This is a genomic window from Acholeplasma sp. ORD1043 (genome assembly GCF_057808485.1).
Window position 1 is genome coordinate 65014 of the sequence record NZ_JAQLOJ010000008.1, and the last position, 16639, is coordinate 81652.

Sequence of the window (16639 nt, forward strand, 5' to 3'; positions counted from 1 at the left end):
TCCTTCTTACTTGTAACTACTCTTTAATGGAACAATCTCATTAAAATCGTATGGGTTATTATTCTTTTTATCAAAGTAGCAGTTGAAATATCCATTTCTAATGAATTGGAATTTTTCGCCTGTTTCTACATCACCTAATGCACCTTCAATAAAGCCATACTTTTTAACGATTGAGTCTTTATTGTATCTTTCATCAATAGATAGATTACTATCACCTAATAATAATGGTCCGTAGAAGTTAAAGCCTGCTTTGATTGCAGTTGATGCTTCTACAAAGTGAATTGTACCATCTGGTTTTCTTGCACTAAATCCTGAACCTGATAAAGTTTCAGGGTCGTATGTTGCAAGTACTTCAATGATGTTACCTTCTGCATTCTTTATGACATCATATGCTTTGATGAAGTATGTGTGGAAAAGTCTCACTTCGCCACCTAATGATAAACGTTTATATTTGTTATCTGGTTTAACTTCTGCAAAGTCTTCTTGTTCAATATATACAGTTTTCGAGAAGGCAATTTTTCTTGAACCTAGTTCAAGACGATCTGGATGGTATGCTACATCGAAGAACTCCATTTTATCTTCAGGATAATTTGTAATTGTTACTTTTAATGGGTTAACTACTGCAAATGCTCTTTTTGCTTTACCTTGTAAGTCATCGCGAACAAATGATTCTAACATATCAACTTCAACTTCTGAGTTAACTTTTGATAAACCAGTTGCTAAGATGAATGCACGAATAGCTTCTTTGGTATAACCTTTTCTTCTTAACCCTGAAAGGGTTGGCATTCTAGGATCATCCCAACCATCAACATATCCTTCATCTACTAAGTATTTTAGTAAACGTTTAGACATAACAGTATTCACAATACCTAAACGACCAAATTCGATTTGACGTGGTGTATGTTCCATTTCTGTTTCACGAACAACCCAGTCATATAAAGGTCTATGGTCTTCAAATTCTAAAGAACATAGAGAGTGTGTAATACCTTCAATCGCATCTTCTAGTGGATGTGCATAGTCATACATTGGATATACTTTCCAAGTATCTCCTGTGTTATGATGGACTGCAAATGAAATACGATATAGTACTGGGTCACGCATGTTCATGTTAGGACTTGCCATGTCAATCTTGGCTCTTAATACTTTTTCGCCTTCTTTATATTTACCTTCACGCATTTCCATGAAAAGTTTAATGTTTTCTTCAACTGAACGGTTTCTGTATGGCGAAGGTATACCAGGGGTAACAACATCACCTCTAGTTTTAGCAATTTCTTCCGCTGATTGATCATCAACATAAGCTAATCCTTTTTTGATCAGTAAAATTGCACGGTTAAACATTTCTTCAAAATAATCAGATGCCCAGTAAATGCCTTTTGGTTCATAACCTAACCAACGAACATCTTCTAAGATACCTTTAACATAAACTTCATCTTCTTTTGATGGGTTTGTATCATCATAACGAAGGTTAGTTGAACCACCAAATTGTTTAGCAAGTTCAAAATTGGTTACGATCGCTCTTGCGTGACCAATATGTAAAAAGCCATTTGGTTCTGGTGGAAAACGTGTAATAATTTCATCATGTTTACCAGATTTAATATCCTCTTCCATGATCGTTTTAATAAAGTTTGAATTATTTTCCATATAATTACCTCTTAATCTAGTGCATTCATTTGTTTGATTGCTTCATTTTTTAATTTTACTTCAGCTTCTTTATTTGGCACTGAACTATCTGGATAAAGTGGTTTACCCACATTTAAAACGATTTTTTCACGGTCCCAAATTAAGAATCTTGAAGGCTTAAAACTAATTCTAACTGGTACAACAGGTACGCCTGATTCAACCACTAGATGGAATGCTCCACGTTTAAACTCTCTAATCTCTTTATCTTTATCAATTAATTCTCCCTCAGGGTAGATGTGCACATATCGTCCACGTCTTGCTTCATTCCCTAGAGTTTGAAAGAATAATTGGGTTTCTAACATATTACCAGGTACAGGTACTGCACCAAGTAAATTAACAAAGAATCCAGCAATAGGTTTTTCAAAGTTTGCTTTCATCGCAGTCATAATCGGGCGTTTAGGAAAAGTTGCAAGTGAATTCATGGCAGAATCTAGGATATGTACGTGATTAGAAATCACAACCGCTCCACCTTTAATCTCCCTAAAGTTCTTACGACCAATATACTTAACATTTAGAATAAACTTCATGTATAAGAATAACAGCGGTAATGCAAATAAATAATAAGTCATTGCAGATAAGGTTCTTTTAACAGGAGGGTGTGTAAGTGCTTTTTTAAATGCTTTACCTTTAACGGTTTCAGAAATTTTCTTTGCTTTTTGAAGTTTGATTGCATCTTGCAACATTTCTTCAAAACGATCAACTGAATAACCTAGCCTAAAGCGTTCAGTGTATGACTTATACTTCAGTTTAGCATTTAATCTTTCTTCATCATTTAAAAGCCAGTATTCAATCTTTTCTCTTAAGTCGTCTACATCATTAGGCTTGAAAAGATTATTACTTGTTAATGCAAACTGTTTTGTTGCACTCTTTTTCGCATTTGCAATAACTGGAACTAATCCTACCGCAATTGCTTCTAAACATGCAATAGCTTCAATTTCAATGTTTGCTGCATGGACATAAAGATGAGCACTTTCTAATGCTTTGATCAACTCTTCTTGTTTGAAGAATTTAAACTCGACATCTAAATTGTGTTTCTTAACATAATTTTCTAAGAATGTTTTCTTTGGTCCATGACCTGCTAAAGTGATTCTAATCTTTTCTTTTAATGATGATGCATTTACTGCTTTTAAAAGTAAGATTTGATTTTTTTCTTTAGCAAAGCGTCCAGTTGAAATAATATGAAACTTACCCTGAGGTTCAATAACTTCGCCCTTGAAAAAAGCATCGTCAACACCATTAGAAATGACCTTGATGGTATTAGGATAGTTATGATTTCTTAATTCACTAGCAATAAAGTTTGAAGGTGCATGGACAAATGGAATCTTGCCATAAAACTTTCTAAATCTTCGATAAATAAATGAATTTAAGAAAGGTACGTTATTTAACCCTGCACCATATGTAATATTCTCTGGTTGGATATGAAAAGATGCAGTCTGCGGTATATTTAGTTTTTGTGCAATACTTCTTGCCACCAGGCTAGTTTTCCAAGGGGTTACAAAGTGAACGACATCCGCACCTTTAAATGCTTCCATTATCACTTTTTTATCTGGTTTTGAGAAGATTACATCTTGATGTTTTGCAACATCTGTGACAATCGGGATATAACGCTCTTTTAGGCTATAATAGCCTTCTCCACCTTGCCCCACAGATAAAATTCTGACCTCATGGCCACGCATTCTTAATTGTTCTACAAAACGACGGGTCGTAATTGTCGTTCCATTGCTTTGATGTAAATAATTGTCGATGACAAATACAATAACCATAAACACCTCGAAGCATTAAAAATCGTGTTAATTTATTATATCACATCAAGTGATATAAGGTCATTAGCGCATAAAAAAAAGAGGCAAAATTCGCCTCTTTTAGTAAATTATGGGAGTAAATTATCAAGTCCAGGGACTGAACCTAATTCACCATATAATGCATCAAATAGAGCTTGTTGTTGTGCTGGAGTTAAATCATTCATTGAATCTAGAATTTCTGATACATCTGAATTTTCAGGATCTGCTAAGAAGTTATCAAATGCATCTTGGACATTTGCATAATCTGGATCAGCAAGAACATTATCTAGCGCATTTTGAATTGCATCTTGTAAGTCAGCAAGAATTTGAGCATTTGCACCAGTTGGTACTAATTCAAATCTTAAATAGTTACCAACAACTAGTAAATCTTCAACTGATACACCTTGGCTAGCAAACTCACCTAAGAAATCAGCAAGAATAATTTGGTTACCAACAATAATTTCATTTTCCCCAATAAGGTTTAAAATAACTGCAACTTTAGTCGAATCTATTAAGATACCATCACCAATCGAAATTTCATCAATTGTGAAAACTAAATCTTCTTTATCGTTAGAAACAGATGGAGTTGCAATTAAAGTAAAGTCTGTCTTGAAGTATTTAGTAGCATCCCCTTGTTTAGCTAATGTCATAATGACTGTGAAATGAACTTTACCATCTTCAAACTTACCAAATATTGGTTGAGTTGAAATCTCATAAACATGTGCCCCTAATTCCAATGTTTGAGTGATGTTCATTGAATCACCAACATAATAATCAAGTAATTGGTTAAATGCCATTTCATGCATATCATAGTTTAAAGTACCAGAACCACCAAGTGAAGAAATTAAGAGTGATGTTAATTGACCAGTAAACATGGTTTCAACATCAGCATCATTTTGTAGTTGTGAAGTTAAGACATATTGTGTCTTAGTTGAACGCATTTGTCCAAGTGCAATAGAAAGTCCACCTTCTCCTTCACTAAATACTGTATCTAATAAGTCACCATCATCAATAAATCCAAATAATGCTTCTAACATTGCTTCATTAGAACCATCTTCTGCTTTAATGAGGTTAATTAAATCTTCTGTATAAATCCAAACAGATTTAGTGTTTAAGTCAAAGTAACCAAAATCTTGGACCATAGTACCAATTAAAGTATTTAAATCGCTACCTGAAATTTGTCCATATGTCCAGTTTGCAAAATCATACATCCAAAGAATTGGTAGGTTACCAATAGAGATATCTTTTATTGTTAAACGATATTCATTTTGGGTAGCACCATTCACTTCTGCTTGTTCAATTGAAACAGTAAAGACAATTTTAATCGTTGTTTGATAGTAGATATTACTCATACCTGCCTCAACACCAGCATCAATTGTTACTTGATCATCAGCAAAACCAATTGTTACACCTTTTAATCCACCATAATCAGCGAATGGAATAGCATATTTTTTTTCTGATTCAGGAACATTTGGATCATCACTTGCAAAGTTTGGATTCTCTGCTGCATAAATAGCTTTTAACGCAGCATTTGCATTTGCTTGGTTAAAAGTAAAATTAAAGCTTGTTGCGTTTTGATCACTTAAGAATTCATCTAATTGTGTTGCAGCAATCTCTTCAAATGAGGTGCTGGTAGCATTAGCAAAATCATCTTTTGGTGCTTCATACCCTTTATACATGATAACCAAAAGAATAATTGGCATTAATACAGATAATAATATTAGAAATCCTACAAGTTTGAAAATAAATTTAATGAGTTTAAACATTCTTTTCTCCTCCTCATCGTGTTTTAATTATATAATAAAAAATCGATGCTATGAGCAATTATTGCTTAATAACATCGATTGGATAACTTGAATCACCTTTTATGAAGTAGTTATCTTTTAAACCGAACTTTTGCACTTGATAATAAGCAGCAAGTCCAATCATTGCAGCTTGGTCTGTACAGTATTTAAATGGTGGAATTAAAATTTCTTGATTCTTAATTCTATCTTGAAGTTTAGCGCGTAATCCTTTATTTGCAGCAACACCACCAGCGATAATAATTTGTTTTACGCCTAGGTTATCTGCAGCATGACGTGTCTTTTCAACTAAGACTTCAGTGACAACATGTTGGAAGGATGCACATACATCCTCAATCTTAAATGTTTCACCACGTTGCTTCATGTTGTGAACTAAATTTAGGACTGCACTTTTTAATCCAGAGAATGAAAAATTATATGGATCGTCTTTTAAGAATGGTTTAGGTAGATTATAAATTGGCATACCTTCATGTGCAAGCTTATCAACAAGTGGACCACCTGGATAAGGTAGACCTAAGATTCTTGCTATTTTATCGTATGCTTCACCTACAGCATCATCTAGTGTTGTACCCAATAACTCAATTTCATAATGACCTTTTATGTGAAGTAACTCAGTGTGTCCACCAGATACTAGTAAGGCAAGTGCTGGAAATTTAAAATCATTTTCGACAACTGATGCATAAATATGTCCAATTAAATGATTCACACCAACAATAGGTTTGTTGTGCATATACGCAAAAGTCGTTGCTGCATTAATGCCTACTAAGAGCGAACCAATTAAACCTGGTCCTTCAGTAACTGCAACTAAATCGATATCTTCAACTTTGATATTTGCTTGTTCAATTGCTTCATCAAACATATAAAGCATTGACTCAATATGTGCTCTTGAAGCGATTTCTGGAACAACGCCACCAAATTTTTCATGTATTTTAATTTGACTTAATACAGCATTTGATAAAACTTCTTTACCATCTTTTGTGATCGCTACAGATGTTTCATCGCATGATGATTCAACGGATAAAATTAACATTTATTTGACCTCGATAATCATGACGAGTCCATCTTCATTTTTATAATAATTCGGTATTGTTCTAATTGTTATACCACCGAATTTTTCATAAAAATGAATCGCTCTTTGATTACTTTTTCTTACTTCTAGGATGATTGTTTCGCAACCCTCAACCTTTAATTCATTTAATAAAAACTCAAATATTTCTTTTCCAATACCTTGGTTTTGATAAGGTAAATCGACTAAGAAATTGACAATATCAGCATTTTTATCAATAAGTCTTAAGCTGATATATCCTATAATTTTTTCATCTTTCTCATATACATATATTTTTGAAAAAGGATTATCTACAAGTTCTTGGCGTAAAAAAGCATAACCCAAACTTTCATTAAAGATTTTATTTTCTAACTTTTCAATTTCAAATAAATCATTAATTTGAGCTTGTCTGATCAAGTTTACTCTCAGCCTCTGTCTTTCTTAAATAATTAGGAATTAATTCAAAAATATTAACGACCATTTCAGAATATGCTAAAATTACTGAACCATCGACTTTAATTGTGTCTTCTTTTAAATTTACAAGTAATGCTTTTTCTTCTTCCGATAATTCATCCATATGTCTTAATGCTTCTTCACTTAGTCTTTCACCTTTTTGGTATAAAGCACTAAATCCTTGGTTGTTTCTGGCATCATGCCAAGCATAAACTTTGTTTTTATATCCTGATGTTAAAAATAATAAAGAAGATACTTTTCTAATGACGATATTAGTTCTATATCCCATCATCTTAGCAGTCATTACACCAACGCGTAAGCCTGTATATGAACCAGGACCAACCCCTACAACAACTGAACTTAAATCATCTTTAGTTAACTTGTTTCTTTTTAATAATTCATCAATTAATGGAATAATGTAAGCTTGATGATCTGACTTGCCAACTCTAACACTAATATCTAGTGTTTTTTTATCATCTTGTAACATTAAGATCATTGATGGTGTTGATGTATCAATTAATAAGTGTTTCATAGAGCATCTTCCCAACTTTCATCTAAGTTATGCGATGAAATCTCAATTCTTCTATCATTATCAGCAAGATATGTTAATTTTACTTCAATATATTTTTCTGGTAATAATTCTTTAACTTGATAAGGCCATTCAATGACTGAAACTGAATCCTCATCTTCAATATATTCTTCTAAATCAAAGTCTGTACCCACACTATCCATTCGATAAAGATCAAAATGATAAAGTGTTTTATTACCTTGATGGACCTTTAAAAGCGTAAAAGTAGGGGAATTCACAATGGACTTTACCCCTAAACCTTTTCCGATGCCTTTTGTTAATGTTGTTTTACCAGCTGATAAGTCCCCTGATAAAAGGATGACGTGACAATCAGCTGGCATGTTTTTAACTATTTTTTCGCCTAATTCAATTGTTTGTTCTTTGTTATTTGTTTCAATTATCTTCATTTTTTTCCTAGTAACGCAAACATATTCTTCTTGTATGCCTCAACACCTGGTTGATCGAATGGGTTTACGTCAAGTAAGTATGCACTCATCGCACATGCTATTTCAAAGAAGTAGACTAAGTAACCAAAATGATATGCATCCATCTTATCAAGTGTAATTAAGATGTTTGGCACGTTACCATCAACGTGAGCCATCATTGTACCTTCTAATGCTTTGTCATTAACAAATGATACCTCTTTTCCAGCAATATAGTTTAATTTGTCTAAATCATCTTGATCAAATGGGATGGCTAATTTGTCAGTTTTCTTAACTTGTAAAACTGTTTCAAATAAAATGCGTTGTCCATCTTGGATTTGTTGACCAAGTGAGTGAAGGTCAGTTGTAAATTGTGCGCTTGAGACCATTAAGCCTTTACCATTTTTACCTTCTGATTCACCATATAATTGTTTCCACCATTCTGAGAAGAATGATAAACGTGGCTCATAGTTTACAAGGTATTCAGTTTTCTTGCCTTCTTCATATAATGCATAACGTGTAGCAGCGTATAAGTATGCTTTGTTTTTCTTTAATGATGGTTCTTGAGCATCATTCCATGCATCTTGAGCACCTTTTAACATCTTAGCAACATCAACACCTGCAAATACAAATGGTAATAATCCAACAGAGGTTAATACTGAGAATCTACCACCGATATCATCTTTAATAACAAACTTTTCATATCCTTCGTTTGTAGCAAGTTGATATAATGCACCGCGTGCTTTATCTGTAGTTGCAAAGATTCTTTGTCTTGCTTCATCTTTACCGTATTTATTTTCAATGTGTTCTTTTAAGAAACGGAAGGCAACTGCAGGTTCAGTTGTAGTACCTGATTTTGAAATCACGTTAATTGCGTAATTTTTCTTATCTAAATATTTTAGTAAATTCTTTAAATAGTTAGAAGATAATTGGTGTCCAGCAAAAATGATCTCTGGTTTTGATTTTTTAAATGGTTCTTTAAGAAATTCTAAACCGGCTTTAGCACCTAAATAAGAACCACCAATACCAATAACAACTAAAACATCTAGTTTAAAGAACTTGTTCTTTAATGCGTAGATTCTTTCTAATTCTTCTTTTTCATAATCAAATGGTAAGTCTAACCAACCTAAGAAGTCGTTTCCTTTACCAGATTTTGATTTAATCATTTCATGAACTGTGTTTACTCTTGGTTGTAAGTTATTTACTTTATGCTTTAAGAATTTTTGTGCTTCTGAAATATTAATTTTTATACTCATGATTTACTCGCTTTCTTTAACTCTACCCATTCAGGTAATTTCTTTTCAATGGATCTAAATCCGATTTTAATATCAACTTGTTTAGAAACTCTTGGATTAATGAATTGAGCTTTCTTATAAGAGAGTTGTAACTTCTTGTTTTCTTCATCGACCTCAAGAACTGAAGCATAAATGAATTCACCGACAGTAAAAAGCTTATCAATATCTTTTACAAATCTATCTGATACTTCAGAAATATGGATTAAACCTTGATAATCTTCGTGTTCTACAAAGACTCCATACGGTTGAATTCCGGTAATTTTACATTGAATTCGGTCATTTTTATTCATATAAGTTCGTCCTATTCATTTTTCACTTAATTATATCACTTTATATTTACTATATAAAGATTTTCTATCTAAAACCATATTTTAGCGAAATGTTATAAAAAAACATAGGTTTTTAAGCCTATGTTTAGTAAGTTATCTCTTTTTTTCTAATGATTGTATAAATGATCATAACCGCTGGTAATGTCATACTATAAATGATTGATAATATAATTTGAATCATTGTTAGCGGTGGAATATTTAATGTAAACTGAGCTAATGCTGAACTTGCATAAAGTAACTCAATTGCTAATGTTGGTGCTGCAAGTACGATAATTAAAATCCAGTATTTATTTTGTTTAAATAAGTTGTGGTAGTAGGTGTATCCAAAGAATCCGACTGCTACATAGAGTGCAATCTCTGTACCAAGATATAACATACCTTCAATACTTGTAGGGATTACACCATTAAATACCCAACTCATAATAACTTCTACAATTAACCAAACAGCTGCTAAAAGTACATAGTATCTAGATGCATAACCGCGTTCTAAATAAAGTGCTGCTAAGAAAATCAAGATCGATAAATTAGCAAAAATGACACCAAAATCTCCGGTTAGTGCTGCTGCGAGCAAAATATAAGCAAAGTTCACAATGAAGAATGAGAACATTAACCATTGTCTTTTAGTAAGTTGCATAATAATTAATTCCTTCCGATTGTAATACCCATTAAAGGCTTTTTAAATTTCGTATAAATGAGATTAGGCAGTTTATCATCAATATAAATATTGATATTTAAAAGTGTGAATAATTCTTGTTGAAGAATTTTCGCTTCTTTTAAATCATGATACATAATCAATACATAGGGTTCATGACCTAGTTTTTTCTCATTTTCAATACGAAGTTTAATATATTTGAAAACTTGTTCTTGTTTAGGTAATGACTTAACTAAGTTTAAGTCATCTTTAACCTCAATAATATGATTAAATGGCAATAAATTTTTAATAAAATTGTTTGGTAAATCTCTTGTAACTAAAATTGTTTGGTTATGTTTAATGAACGTTTCAATTTTAACTTGAATTGAATTTGCTGTTTCATCATAATTATCAGGTAATGTTAATTGATACAAAATTTGATTAATCCCACTTGAAAAAGTTTTTGTATCAATGATATGAAAATCATTTTTAGCCAAAATCGTTTTAGCTAAATTAGCTTGAGTTAACGAATCAGAAAAATACGTACTTGAAATAAAGATAAAAACTTCTTTATATCCTAGTTTTTTTTGTTCTTCATATGCTCTAATATAATTTTCTGGTTTTGGTGCAATCACCGATACTTTTTTAGCGTTAATTAAGTCGCTTGATGATACTTGATGATTGAAAACCTCATGGTCTTCTAACATAAAAGATAAAGACACGACACTCGCGTCTTTAAACTGTTCATCAATTTCATTTAAGTTGGTACTTGAGTCGATAACGACACCAAATGTTCTCATATCCCTCTTACAATTAAGAATCCTATGACGGCAATTAAAGCACCTAATAAAATACCAGCAAATACTTCTCTTGGCTTATGTCCTAGAGCTTCTTTGAGTTTCTTTTCTTCTACATCAATATTTTCAATTAAATTTAATCTTAATTTAATTTGGTTTAATTCTCTGGCGTGTTTACTTGCTTCATAACGAACACCCATTGAATCGTGTAAGACGACTAATGCTAAAACTAATGCAATCGCAAAAATTGTTGAAACTTGACCAAATTCATGTATCTCAAAAAGAGCAATGGATACCGCAAGTGAAGTGACTAATGCACTATGACTTGATGGCATACCACCGGTTGAAATTAAAATACTTTCGTTAAGTTTTTTATTAACAATCGCATCAATGATGAATTTCATCACTTGAGCGGTTAATAACGAAACGATGGATATAATTATGACTGCATCAGGAGTTGACATCATATTAGACAGTTACCACAGCAATAATACCTGGAACATTTTCCAAAAGCATTTGCTCTATTCCTTGTTTTAGTGTAATATCGATTGCCGCACAGCCGTCACAAGCTCCACCCATTCTAACATAAACGATACCATCTTCGATGTTAACGAGTTCAATATCGCCACCGTCACGTTGGATGTATGGACGAACGCGGGTTAATATTTTGTTTACAGATTCTGTTTGTTGTTCAATACTCATTCTACAATACTCCGTTCATTTAAACTACATTCATTATACTTTGTTTTCTTCTTTTTTGACCCTTTTTAGCACGAAAAACGGACAATTATGGTTACAACTTTCATTGATGTAGTCAGGAATCTTCTTATAGCCGTTTGCACCTTTTGGATCTTGTGAGAAACCTTTTAATCTTAAAATATCTGATGCAATGTCACCTACAATGTAGGTGTAGCGATCAAAAGCAACATCAACATATTTCTCAATAAACTTTTGAATGTCGAATGCATCACGATAGTTTTTAATTAATTCAAAATTTCCTACTTCTGTTTCTATAATCATATTAAGCCTCTCATCCGGCAATGTAATCATTTAATGGTACATCATACTCGGTAGGGTCGAATTCAACCACTTCATCTTCGTAGATAATACCAATTTTGTATATACTTTGTCGATTTCTAAAAAATTTATCAAAATAACCTTTACCATATCCAAGACGATAAAAGTTTTTAGTCATACCTAAACTTGGTACGAGAATCACTTCAAGTTTATGGGTAATATCAAATCCAAATTGTGGTTCTAAAATACCAAAGCTTGATTTTTTCAGTTTTGAATGTGCATCTACTTGTAAAAACATGATGCGATCATTTACAACTTTTGGCAGTGCATAGATTTTATCTGGAAACAAAATCATTAGCTCAGTTAAATCAACCTCACCTCCAACAGGTGAAAACAATCCAACAAAGTCAGCTTTTAAGAAGTGTTCATCTTCTTTTAACTTTTCAATAATTCTTTCCTTAGCTAAAATCTTTCTTTCAAAACTTAAATTTTTGCGTTTTTCAATGATTTCTTTTCTTAATGTCTTCTTATCCATGTGAATCCCCTCTCACATTAATAATTATTTAATATCTTTGAAATAACATCCTTGTCCTTTAAACTGTGGTAGTTGTGCAGTCTTTAATGCGCGTGCTGCATTTTGATATAAGTCTTGAGCATTGACTGCATCATCATACATTTGAGCAATCCCAATAAATACTTCAAGTTCAGCAGTGATTGAACCATATTCCATTGCCATATTTAAGTATGAGTCTTCTGCTCTAATACCGTTATGAAGACTAGCCATCTTTCTAGCATCTGTAATTGTAAATGCAAACTCTAAACCAGATAAGCGATAAATGTCTGAACTTTCTGTAACAAATGATTGTTTTAATCTCGTAATATATTGAGCCATCAACATATTACCAACATCTCTACCATGTGCTTCATTAATTATTGGAATATTTTTCAAATTAATGATTGCTAATTGGAAAGGTCGACCATTTTTAATGAGTTGTTTTAAGTCTGGTAACAGATAGTTTTCATCTTTAATTTGATCTAATATTTCGAGATTTGTCTTTCTATAGTACGCAGCGTGGATTGGCGAGATGATACCCATGATTGTCGAAGATTCTCTATCTTCAAATAATCTTTTACCTTTTTCTTTAACCCAAATATAGTTATCATCCACTTTAAAACGATATGAGATTGCATATGCTGGTTTATTTGGTGTTAGATTTGAAATGGTATCTAAATACTTTTGTAAATCTTGTGGATTGATAAAATCACGATAATCATTCACCTTTAAAAGGTTAGTTGGCATCTTTAGACTTTCTGTGATGACATCATTCATCCAGATAGTTTTCTCATCTAAATCGATATAGAATAAACCTTCATCAGAAAGTTCTAAAGTAGCAATAAATTTATGTCTAATAGATTCTAATTCTTTATCGGTTGCTTTAAGTGTTTTTTCAACTTGAAGTAATTCTTCATCCGTTCTCTTTTCACCTACTGCCATTCTGCCTCGATATCTTCCTAGAACGTATAAGGGTTGCATATGTAGATGTAGAGTTACCGGCTCACCATTGAAGTTTTGAAGTTCTAATTCCATGATTTCGCTGTCACTTGGTTTAACTGTTTTACGATAGTCATTAAAATACTTTTCAATGACTCTGGTGTGAACAGCTTCACCATTCATCTTAGTAAATCTCACTTTAGATGAGAATACATTTAAGAACTTTTTACCGATGACATCTTCTTTTGAAAGATTTAACTCACGCAATAAGGATAATGAAATATCTTTAATGCGTTCTTTATGGTCAACAACATAATAAACATTCCATTTAGTATTCTTAACACCTTTAATAAAAAGTTGATAATATGAACCATTTATAATGGCATTTCTAAAGGTTTGATAAAGCGAAAGCAAGAATATTCCATAATTAAAATATAAATAAATCACATAACCTAGTAAATATTGGTCGTTGGTTAAAATGAATGTGTCATAAATAAAAATCAACACAGCAAATAAAGTTACATTCAAGAATGAGAATGTAAGTCTATTTCTTAATACACGTTCTCTTAAGATGGATTCAGTGATGACTAATACCAAAATAAAGACGGCAATAATCACCCCAAAAATTGGGTGTTGCGTGTAATCTAACATGTTAACCTCTTATGAAATAAGTACTGGGAAAATATATTTAAAGAATACTGCACTTAAGGCTACTAAAAATGAAATAACATAAACTAACCATCCATGACGATCAAAGAAGGCTACAATTTTTGTTGATAAATCTCTTGAACCAAAGAACTTAAATGGTTCAAAAATCAAGTTAAAGATTTTCTTAAACATAGCTTTCTCCTTTCTATCTCATGAAGAGTGATAAATACTCATTAAGGGCATTTTCATCTTTCATCTTAGTCATAACACCATTAATTGCTACTGAAATACTTCCTGTTTCTTCTGATACAACAACAGTAAGTGAGTCGGTGATTTCTGAGATACCTAAAGCTGCTCTATGACGAGAACCTGTTGTCTTTTCAAAATTGTCGTTACTTGATAAGACAAAGTATGCACCAGCACAGACTAATTTATCGCCACGTACAATGACTGCGCCATCATGTAGTGGTGTATTTGGAGTGAAAATATTAATTAATAATTCATGTGAAACATCACTGTTTAACATGATTGCACGAGATGAATATTGGTCAAGTGTATTATGTTTTTCGATTGTAATTAAGCCACCGATTGAATCTTTAGAAAGTAACATTGCAGCTTTAACAATCTCATTCTTAGTTCTTTCACTACCCATCATTACAGCACCTGATTTAGTGGTTTCTTTCCACATTGATTCAAGTGTTAAGCGTAAATCTGGTGCACCAACAATGATGATAAAAATGATGGAAATAAATGGAAGGGTTGTAAATACTTCATTCGAAATCGTTAGTGGTAAGAATTCTGCTAACGCATACATTAAAATTGTAAATAAGAAAAATGTAAATAAAGAGAATACTCTCTTATTGTGTAATACAAATTTAAGTACGAGTACGGCTAAGATAAAGATTAGGTAGAAATCTAGTAAAGTCCACCAAGATAAATTAGAAGCCCAATCTGGCATATTGATACCCTCTTTCGAATAAAATCTACTTTGATTATATCATATTATGATATCTAATAAATATAATTTTGGGTAATACATGTTATAATGCTTTTGGTATAGAATATATAGTTAGTTACTAAATGAAACTAACTTTTGAAAGGGGTGGGAGCATGAACACTTGTTCCATAGAAAAAGCTCTGAATCTATTTGGAGAAAAATGGAAGTTCTTAATCATTAGAGAACTTTTAACAGGTAAAAAACGATTCTCTGAATTAAAAAGAAATATTGATACAATTAGTCAAAAGGTATTAACTCAAAACTTAAGACAGATGGAGGCATCTGGACTATTAATTAGAACGGTATATCCTGAGATTCCACCACGTGTGGAATACGAATTAACAAGTCTAGGATTATCACTTAGTCCAATTATTGATGCCATTAGAACATGGGGAGACACATATGCAAAAATTTGATCGTGCACTTTTAGTTGCTGCCAACTTTCGCACGGATATTAAACAAACAGAAGATTCAATTATTGAACTTGAAGAATTAGCAAAAGCTTGTAATATTGAACCAATCGATAAAGTCATTCAATCAATTGATCAAATTGACCCAAGATATTATATTGGTTCTGGTAAAGTCGAAGAAATCAAGAAGATGATTGATATATTAAATATCGACATGGTAATCTTTGATGATACCTTATCACCTGGACAATTAAGAAATTTAGAAAAAGTATTAGATACAATTATTATTGATAGATCATTTCTAATTTTACAAATATTTGCTGAGCGTGCAAAAACTAAACAAGCTATGCTTGAAGTTGCACTTGCTCAAAAACTATATATGTTACCACGCTTAGTTGGTATGGGTAATTCACTATCTAGACAAGGTGGTGGTTCATTTAACGCAAAAGGTCCTGGTGAGACAAAATTAGAACTTGATCGTCGTAGACTTCAAGTTGAAATTTCAAATCTTAGAAAAGAGATTGAAAAGATTAAACAAACACGTGCTACTTCTCGCCAAAAAAGGCTTGATAACGCCATTCCAATTGTTGCACTTGTTGGTTATACCAATGCTGGCAAGTCATCATTAATGAACTATTTTGCAGATAAATGGGGAGCTGATAAAACTGAAGTATTTGAAAAGAATATGCTCTTTGCAACACTTGATACAAAAGCTAAAAGAATTAAGAAAGATAATCAACCACCATTTATTTTAATTGATACCGTTGGGTTCATTTCTAAACTTCCACCAGAGTTAATTGCATCTTTTGAATCAACGCTTGCTGATATTCAAGATGCTGACTTAATTCTACATATTGTTGATGGATTAAATCCTTCTATCAATCAATTAGAACTTACTAAATCTATTATTAAACAACTAGGTATGGAACATACACCAAGATTACTAGTTGTAACTAAAAAGGATTTAAGATTTAGTCAACCATATATTATGGAAGACTACTTCTATATCTCAAGTAAGACCGGAGAAGGACTTGATGATTTATATCAATCAATCCAATCTCATCTTTATGATTCAAGTAGAATTACACATTTATTAATCCCATTTGATCAAGGGGCAATTTATCAACAACTAAAAACCGAAACAACAGTTATTGAAACAAGCTATCTTGATAATGGTACGTATGTTAAAGCTGTGTTAACACCAAGAAATATTGAAAAGTTGAAGCAGTACATTATTCAAAAACCTAATTAAAATAAAAGCCTCAAGTCCAA

Annotated in this window: 20 protein-coding genes; 2 read left to right on the forward strand and 18 right to left on the reverse strand. The window is 32.1% G+C overall.

Annotated elements, in window-relative coordinates; genetic code table 11:
- Nucleotides 1–6 precede the first annotated feature (6 nt).
- The 18 genes from PG914_RS04100 to PG914_RS04185 all read right to left on the reverse strand — a co-directional run bounded on the left by PG914_RS04100 (nucleotide 7) and on the right by PG914_RS04185 (nucleotide 14918).
- Complete coding sequence (locus tag PG914_RS04100; protein ID WP_488822438.1) at nucleotides 7–1641, reverse strand: glutamine--tRNA ligase/YqeY domain fusion protein; 1635 nt, start codon at nucleotides 1639–1641, stop codon at nucleotides 7–9.
- Between the two features lie 11 nt (nucleotides 1642–1652).
- The gene (locus PG914_RS04105; protein WP_488822439.1) at nucleotides 1653–3443 is read right to left on the reverse strand and encodes a glycosyltransferase; all 1791 of its coding nucleotides are present in this window, start codon (nucleotides 3441–3443) and stop codon (nucleotides 1653–1655) included.
- 107 nt (nucleotides 3444–3550) lie between these two features.
- Entirely contained in the window at nucleotides 3551–5227 is a 1677-nt protein-coding gene (locus PG914_RS04110) for a hypothetical protein (protein ID WP_488822440.1), read from the reverse strand.
- A gap of 58 nt (nucleotides 5228–5285) precedes the next feature.
- Nucleotides 5286–6293: a tRNA (adenosine(37)-N6)-threonylcarbamoyltransferase complex transferase subunit TsaD gene (gene tsaD / locus PG914_RS04115; RefSeq protein ID WP_488822441.1), complete on the reverse strand. Its 1008-nt coding sequence runs from the start codon at nucleotides 6291–6293 to the stop codon at nucleotides 5286–5288.
- Nucleotides 6294–6725: a ribosomal protein S18-alanine N-acetyltransferase gene (rimI, locus tag PG914_RS04120; RefSeq protein ID WP_488822442.1), complete on the reverse strand. Its 432-nt coding sequence runs from the start codon at nucleotides 6723–6725 to the stop codon at nucleotides 6294–6296.
- Nucleotides 6703–7293, reverse strand: coding sequence for a tRNA (adenosine(37)-N6)-threonylcarbamoyltransferase complex dimerization subunit type 1 TsaB (gene tsaB, locus PG914_RS04125; RefSeq protein ID WP_488822443.1), 591 nt, complete (start codon nucleotides 7291–7293; stop codon nucleotides 6703–6705). The genes rimI and tsaB overlap by 23 nt, the downstream gene beginning before the upstream one ends.
- Nucleotides 7290–7736 carry a tRNA (adenosine(37)-N6)-threonylcarbamoyltransferase complex ATPase subunit type 1 TsaE gene (gene tsaE / locus PG914_RS04130; protein WP_488822444.1) on the reverse strand — a complete coding sequence of 149 codons (447 nt, stop codon included), beginning with the start codon at nucleotides 7734–7736 and terminating at the stop codon, nucleotides 7290–7292. The genes tsaB and tsaE overlap by 4 nt, the downstream gene beginning before the upstream one ends.
- Complete coding sequence (locus PG914_RS04135; RefSeq protein WP_488822457.1) at nucleotides 7733–9010, reverse strand: glucose-6-phosphate isomerase; 1278 nt, start codon at nucleotides 9008–9010, stop codon at nucleotides 7733–7735. The genes tsaE and PG914_RS04135 overlap by 4 nt, the downstream gene beginning before the upstream one ends.
- Nucleotides 9004–9336, reverse strand: coding sequence for a S1 RNA-binding domain-containing protein (locus PG914_RS04140; protein ID WP_488822445.1), 333 nt, complete (start codon nucleotides 9334–9336; stop codon nucleotides 9004–9006). Before PG914_RS04140 ends, PG914_RS04135 begins: the two co-directional genes overlap by 7 nt.
- A gap of 124 nt (nucleotides 9337–9460) precedes the next feature.
- On the reverse strand, nucleotides 9461–10009 hold the full coding sequence (locus PG914_RS04145; RefSeq protein WP_488822446.1) for a hypothetical protein: 549 nt from the start codon (nucleotides 10007–10009) through the stop codon (nucleotides 9461–9463).
- A 5-nt stretch (nucleotides 10010–10014) separates the two neighbouring features.
- A complete protein-coding gene (locus tag PG914_RS04150) occupies nucleotides 10015–10806 on the reverse strand; it encodes a DegV family protein (protein WP_488822447.1) in 792 nt (263 codons plus the stop codon).
- Nucleotides 10803–11267, reverse strand: coding sequence for a divergent PAP2 family protein (locus PG914_RS04155; RefSeq protein ID WP_488822448.1), 465 nt, complete (start codon nucleotides 11265–11267; stop codon nucleotides 10803–10805). Before PG914_RS04155 ends, PG914_RS04150 begins: the two co-directional genes overlap by 4 nt.
- A 4-nt stretch (nucleotides 11268–11271) precedes the next feature.
- On the reverse strand, nucleotides 11272–11505 hold the full coding sequence (locus tag PG914_RS04160; RefSeq protein ID WP_488822449.1) for a NifU family protein: 234 nt from the start codon (nucleotides 11503–11505) through the stop codon (nucleotides 11272–11274).
- Between the two features lie 33 nt (nucleotides 11506–11538).
- Nucleotides 11539–11823 carry a YutD family protein gene (locus PG914_RS04165; protein WP_488822450.1) on the reverse strand — a complete coding sequence of 95 codons (285 nt, stop codon included), beginning with the start codon at nucleotides 11821–11823 and terminating at the stop codon, nucleotides 11539–11541.
- Nucleotides 11824–11833: 10 nt separating this feature from the next.
- Nucleotides 11834–12355: a 5-formyltetrahydrofolate cyclo-ligase gene (locus tag PG914_RS04170; protein WP_488822451.1), complete on the reverse strand. Its 522-nt coding sequence runs from the start codon at nucleotides 12353–12355 to the stop codon at nucleotides 11834–11836.
- Between the two features lie 24 nt (nucleotides 12356–12379).
- On the reverse strand, nucleotides 12380–13963 hold the full coding sequence (locus PG914_RS04175; protein ID WP_488822452.1) for a diguanylate cyclase domain-containing protein: 1584 nt from the start codon (nucleotides 13961–13963) through the stop codon (nucleotides 12380–12382).
- A 9-nt stretch (nucleotides 13964–13972) separates the two neighbouring features.
- Entirely contained in the window at nucleotides 13973–14152 is a 180-nt protein-coding gene (locus PG914_RS04180; RefSeq protein WP_488822453.1) for a hypothetical protein, read from the reverse strand.
- Nucleotides 14153–14165: 13 nt separating this feature from the next.
- Nucleotides 14166–14918 (reverse strand): diadenylate cyclase, encoded by a 753-nt coding sequence (locus PG914_RS04185; protein WP_488822454.1) that lies wholly within the window; start codon nucleotides 14916–14918, stop codon nucleotides 14166–14168.
- Nucleotides 14919–15070: 152 nt separating this feature from the next.
- Here PG914_RS04185 and PG914_RS04190 point away from each other — a divergent pair, with 152 nt between their 5' ends.
- Both PG914_RS04190 and hflX read left to right on the forward strand, forming a co-directional pair.
- Nucleotides 15071–15373: a winged helix-turn-helix transcriptional regulator gene (locus tag PG914_RS04190; RefSeq protein ID WP_488822455.1), complete on the forward strand. Its 303-nt coding sequence runs from the start codon at nucleotides 15071–15073 to the stop codon at nucleotides 15371–15373.
- A complete protein-coding gene (gene hflX / locus PG914_RS04195) occupies nucleotides 15360–16619 on the forward strand; it encodes a GTPase HflX (RefSeq protein ID WP_488822456.1) in 1260 nt (419 codons plus the stop codon). Before PG914_RS04190 ends, hflX begins: the two co-directional genes overlap by 14 nt.
- Nucleotides 16620–16639 lie beyond the last annotated feature (20 nt).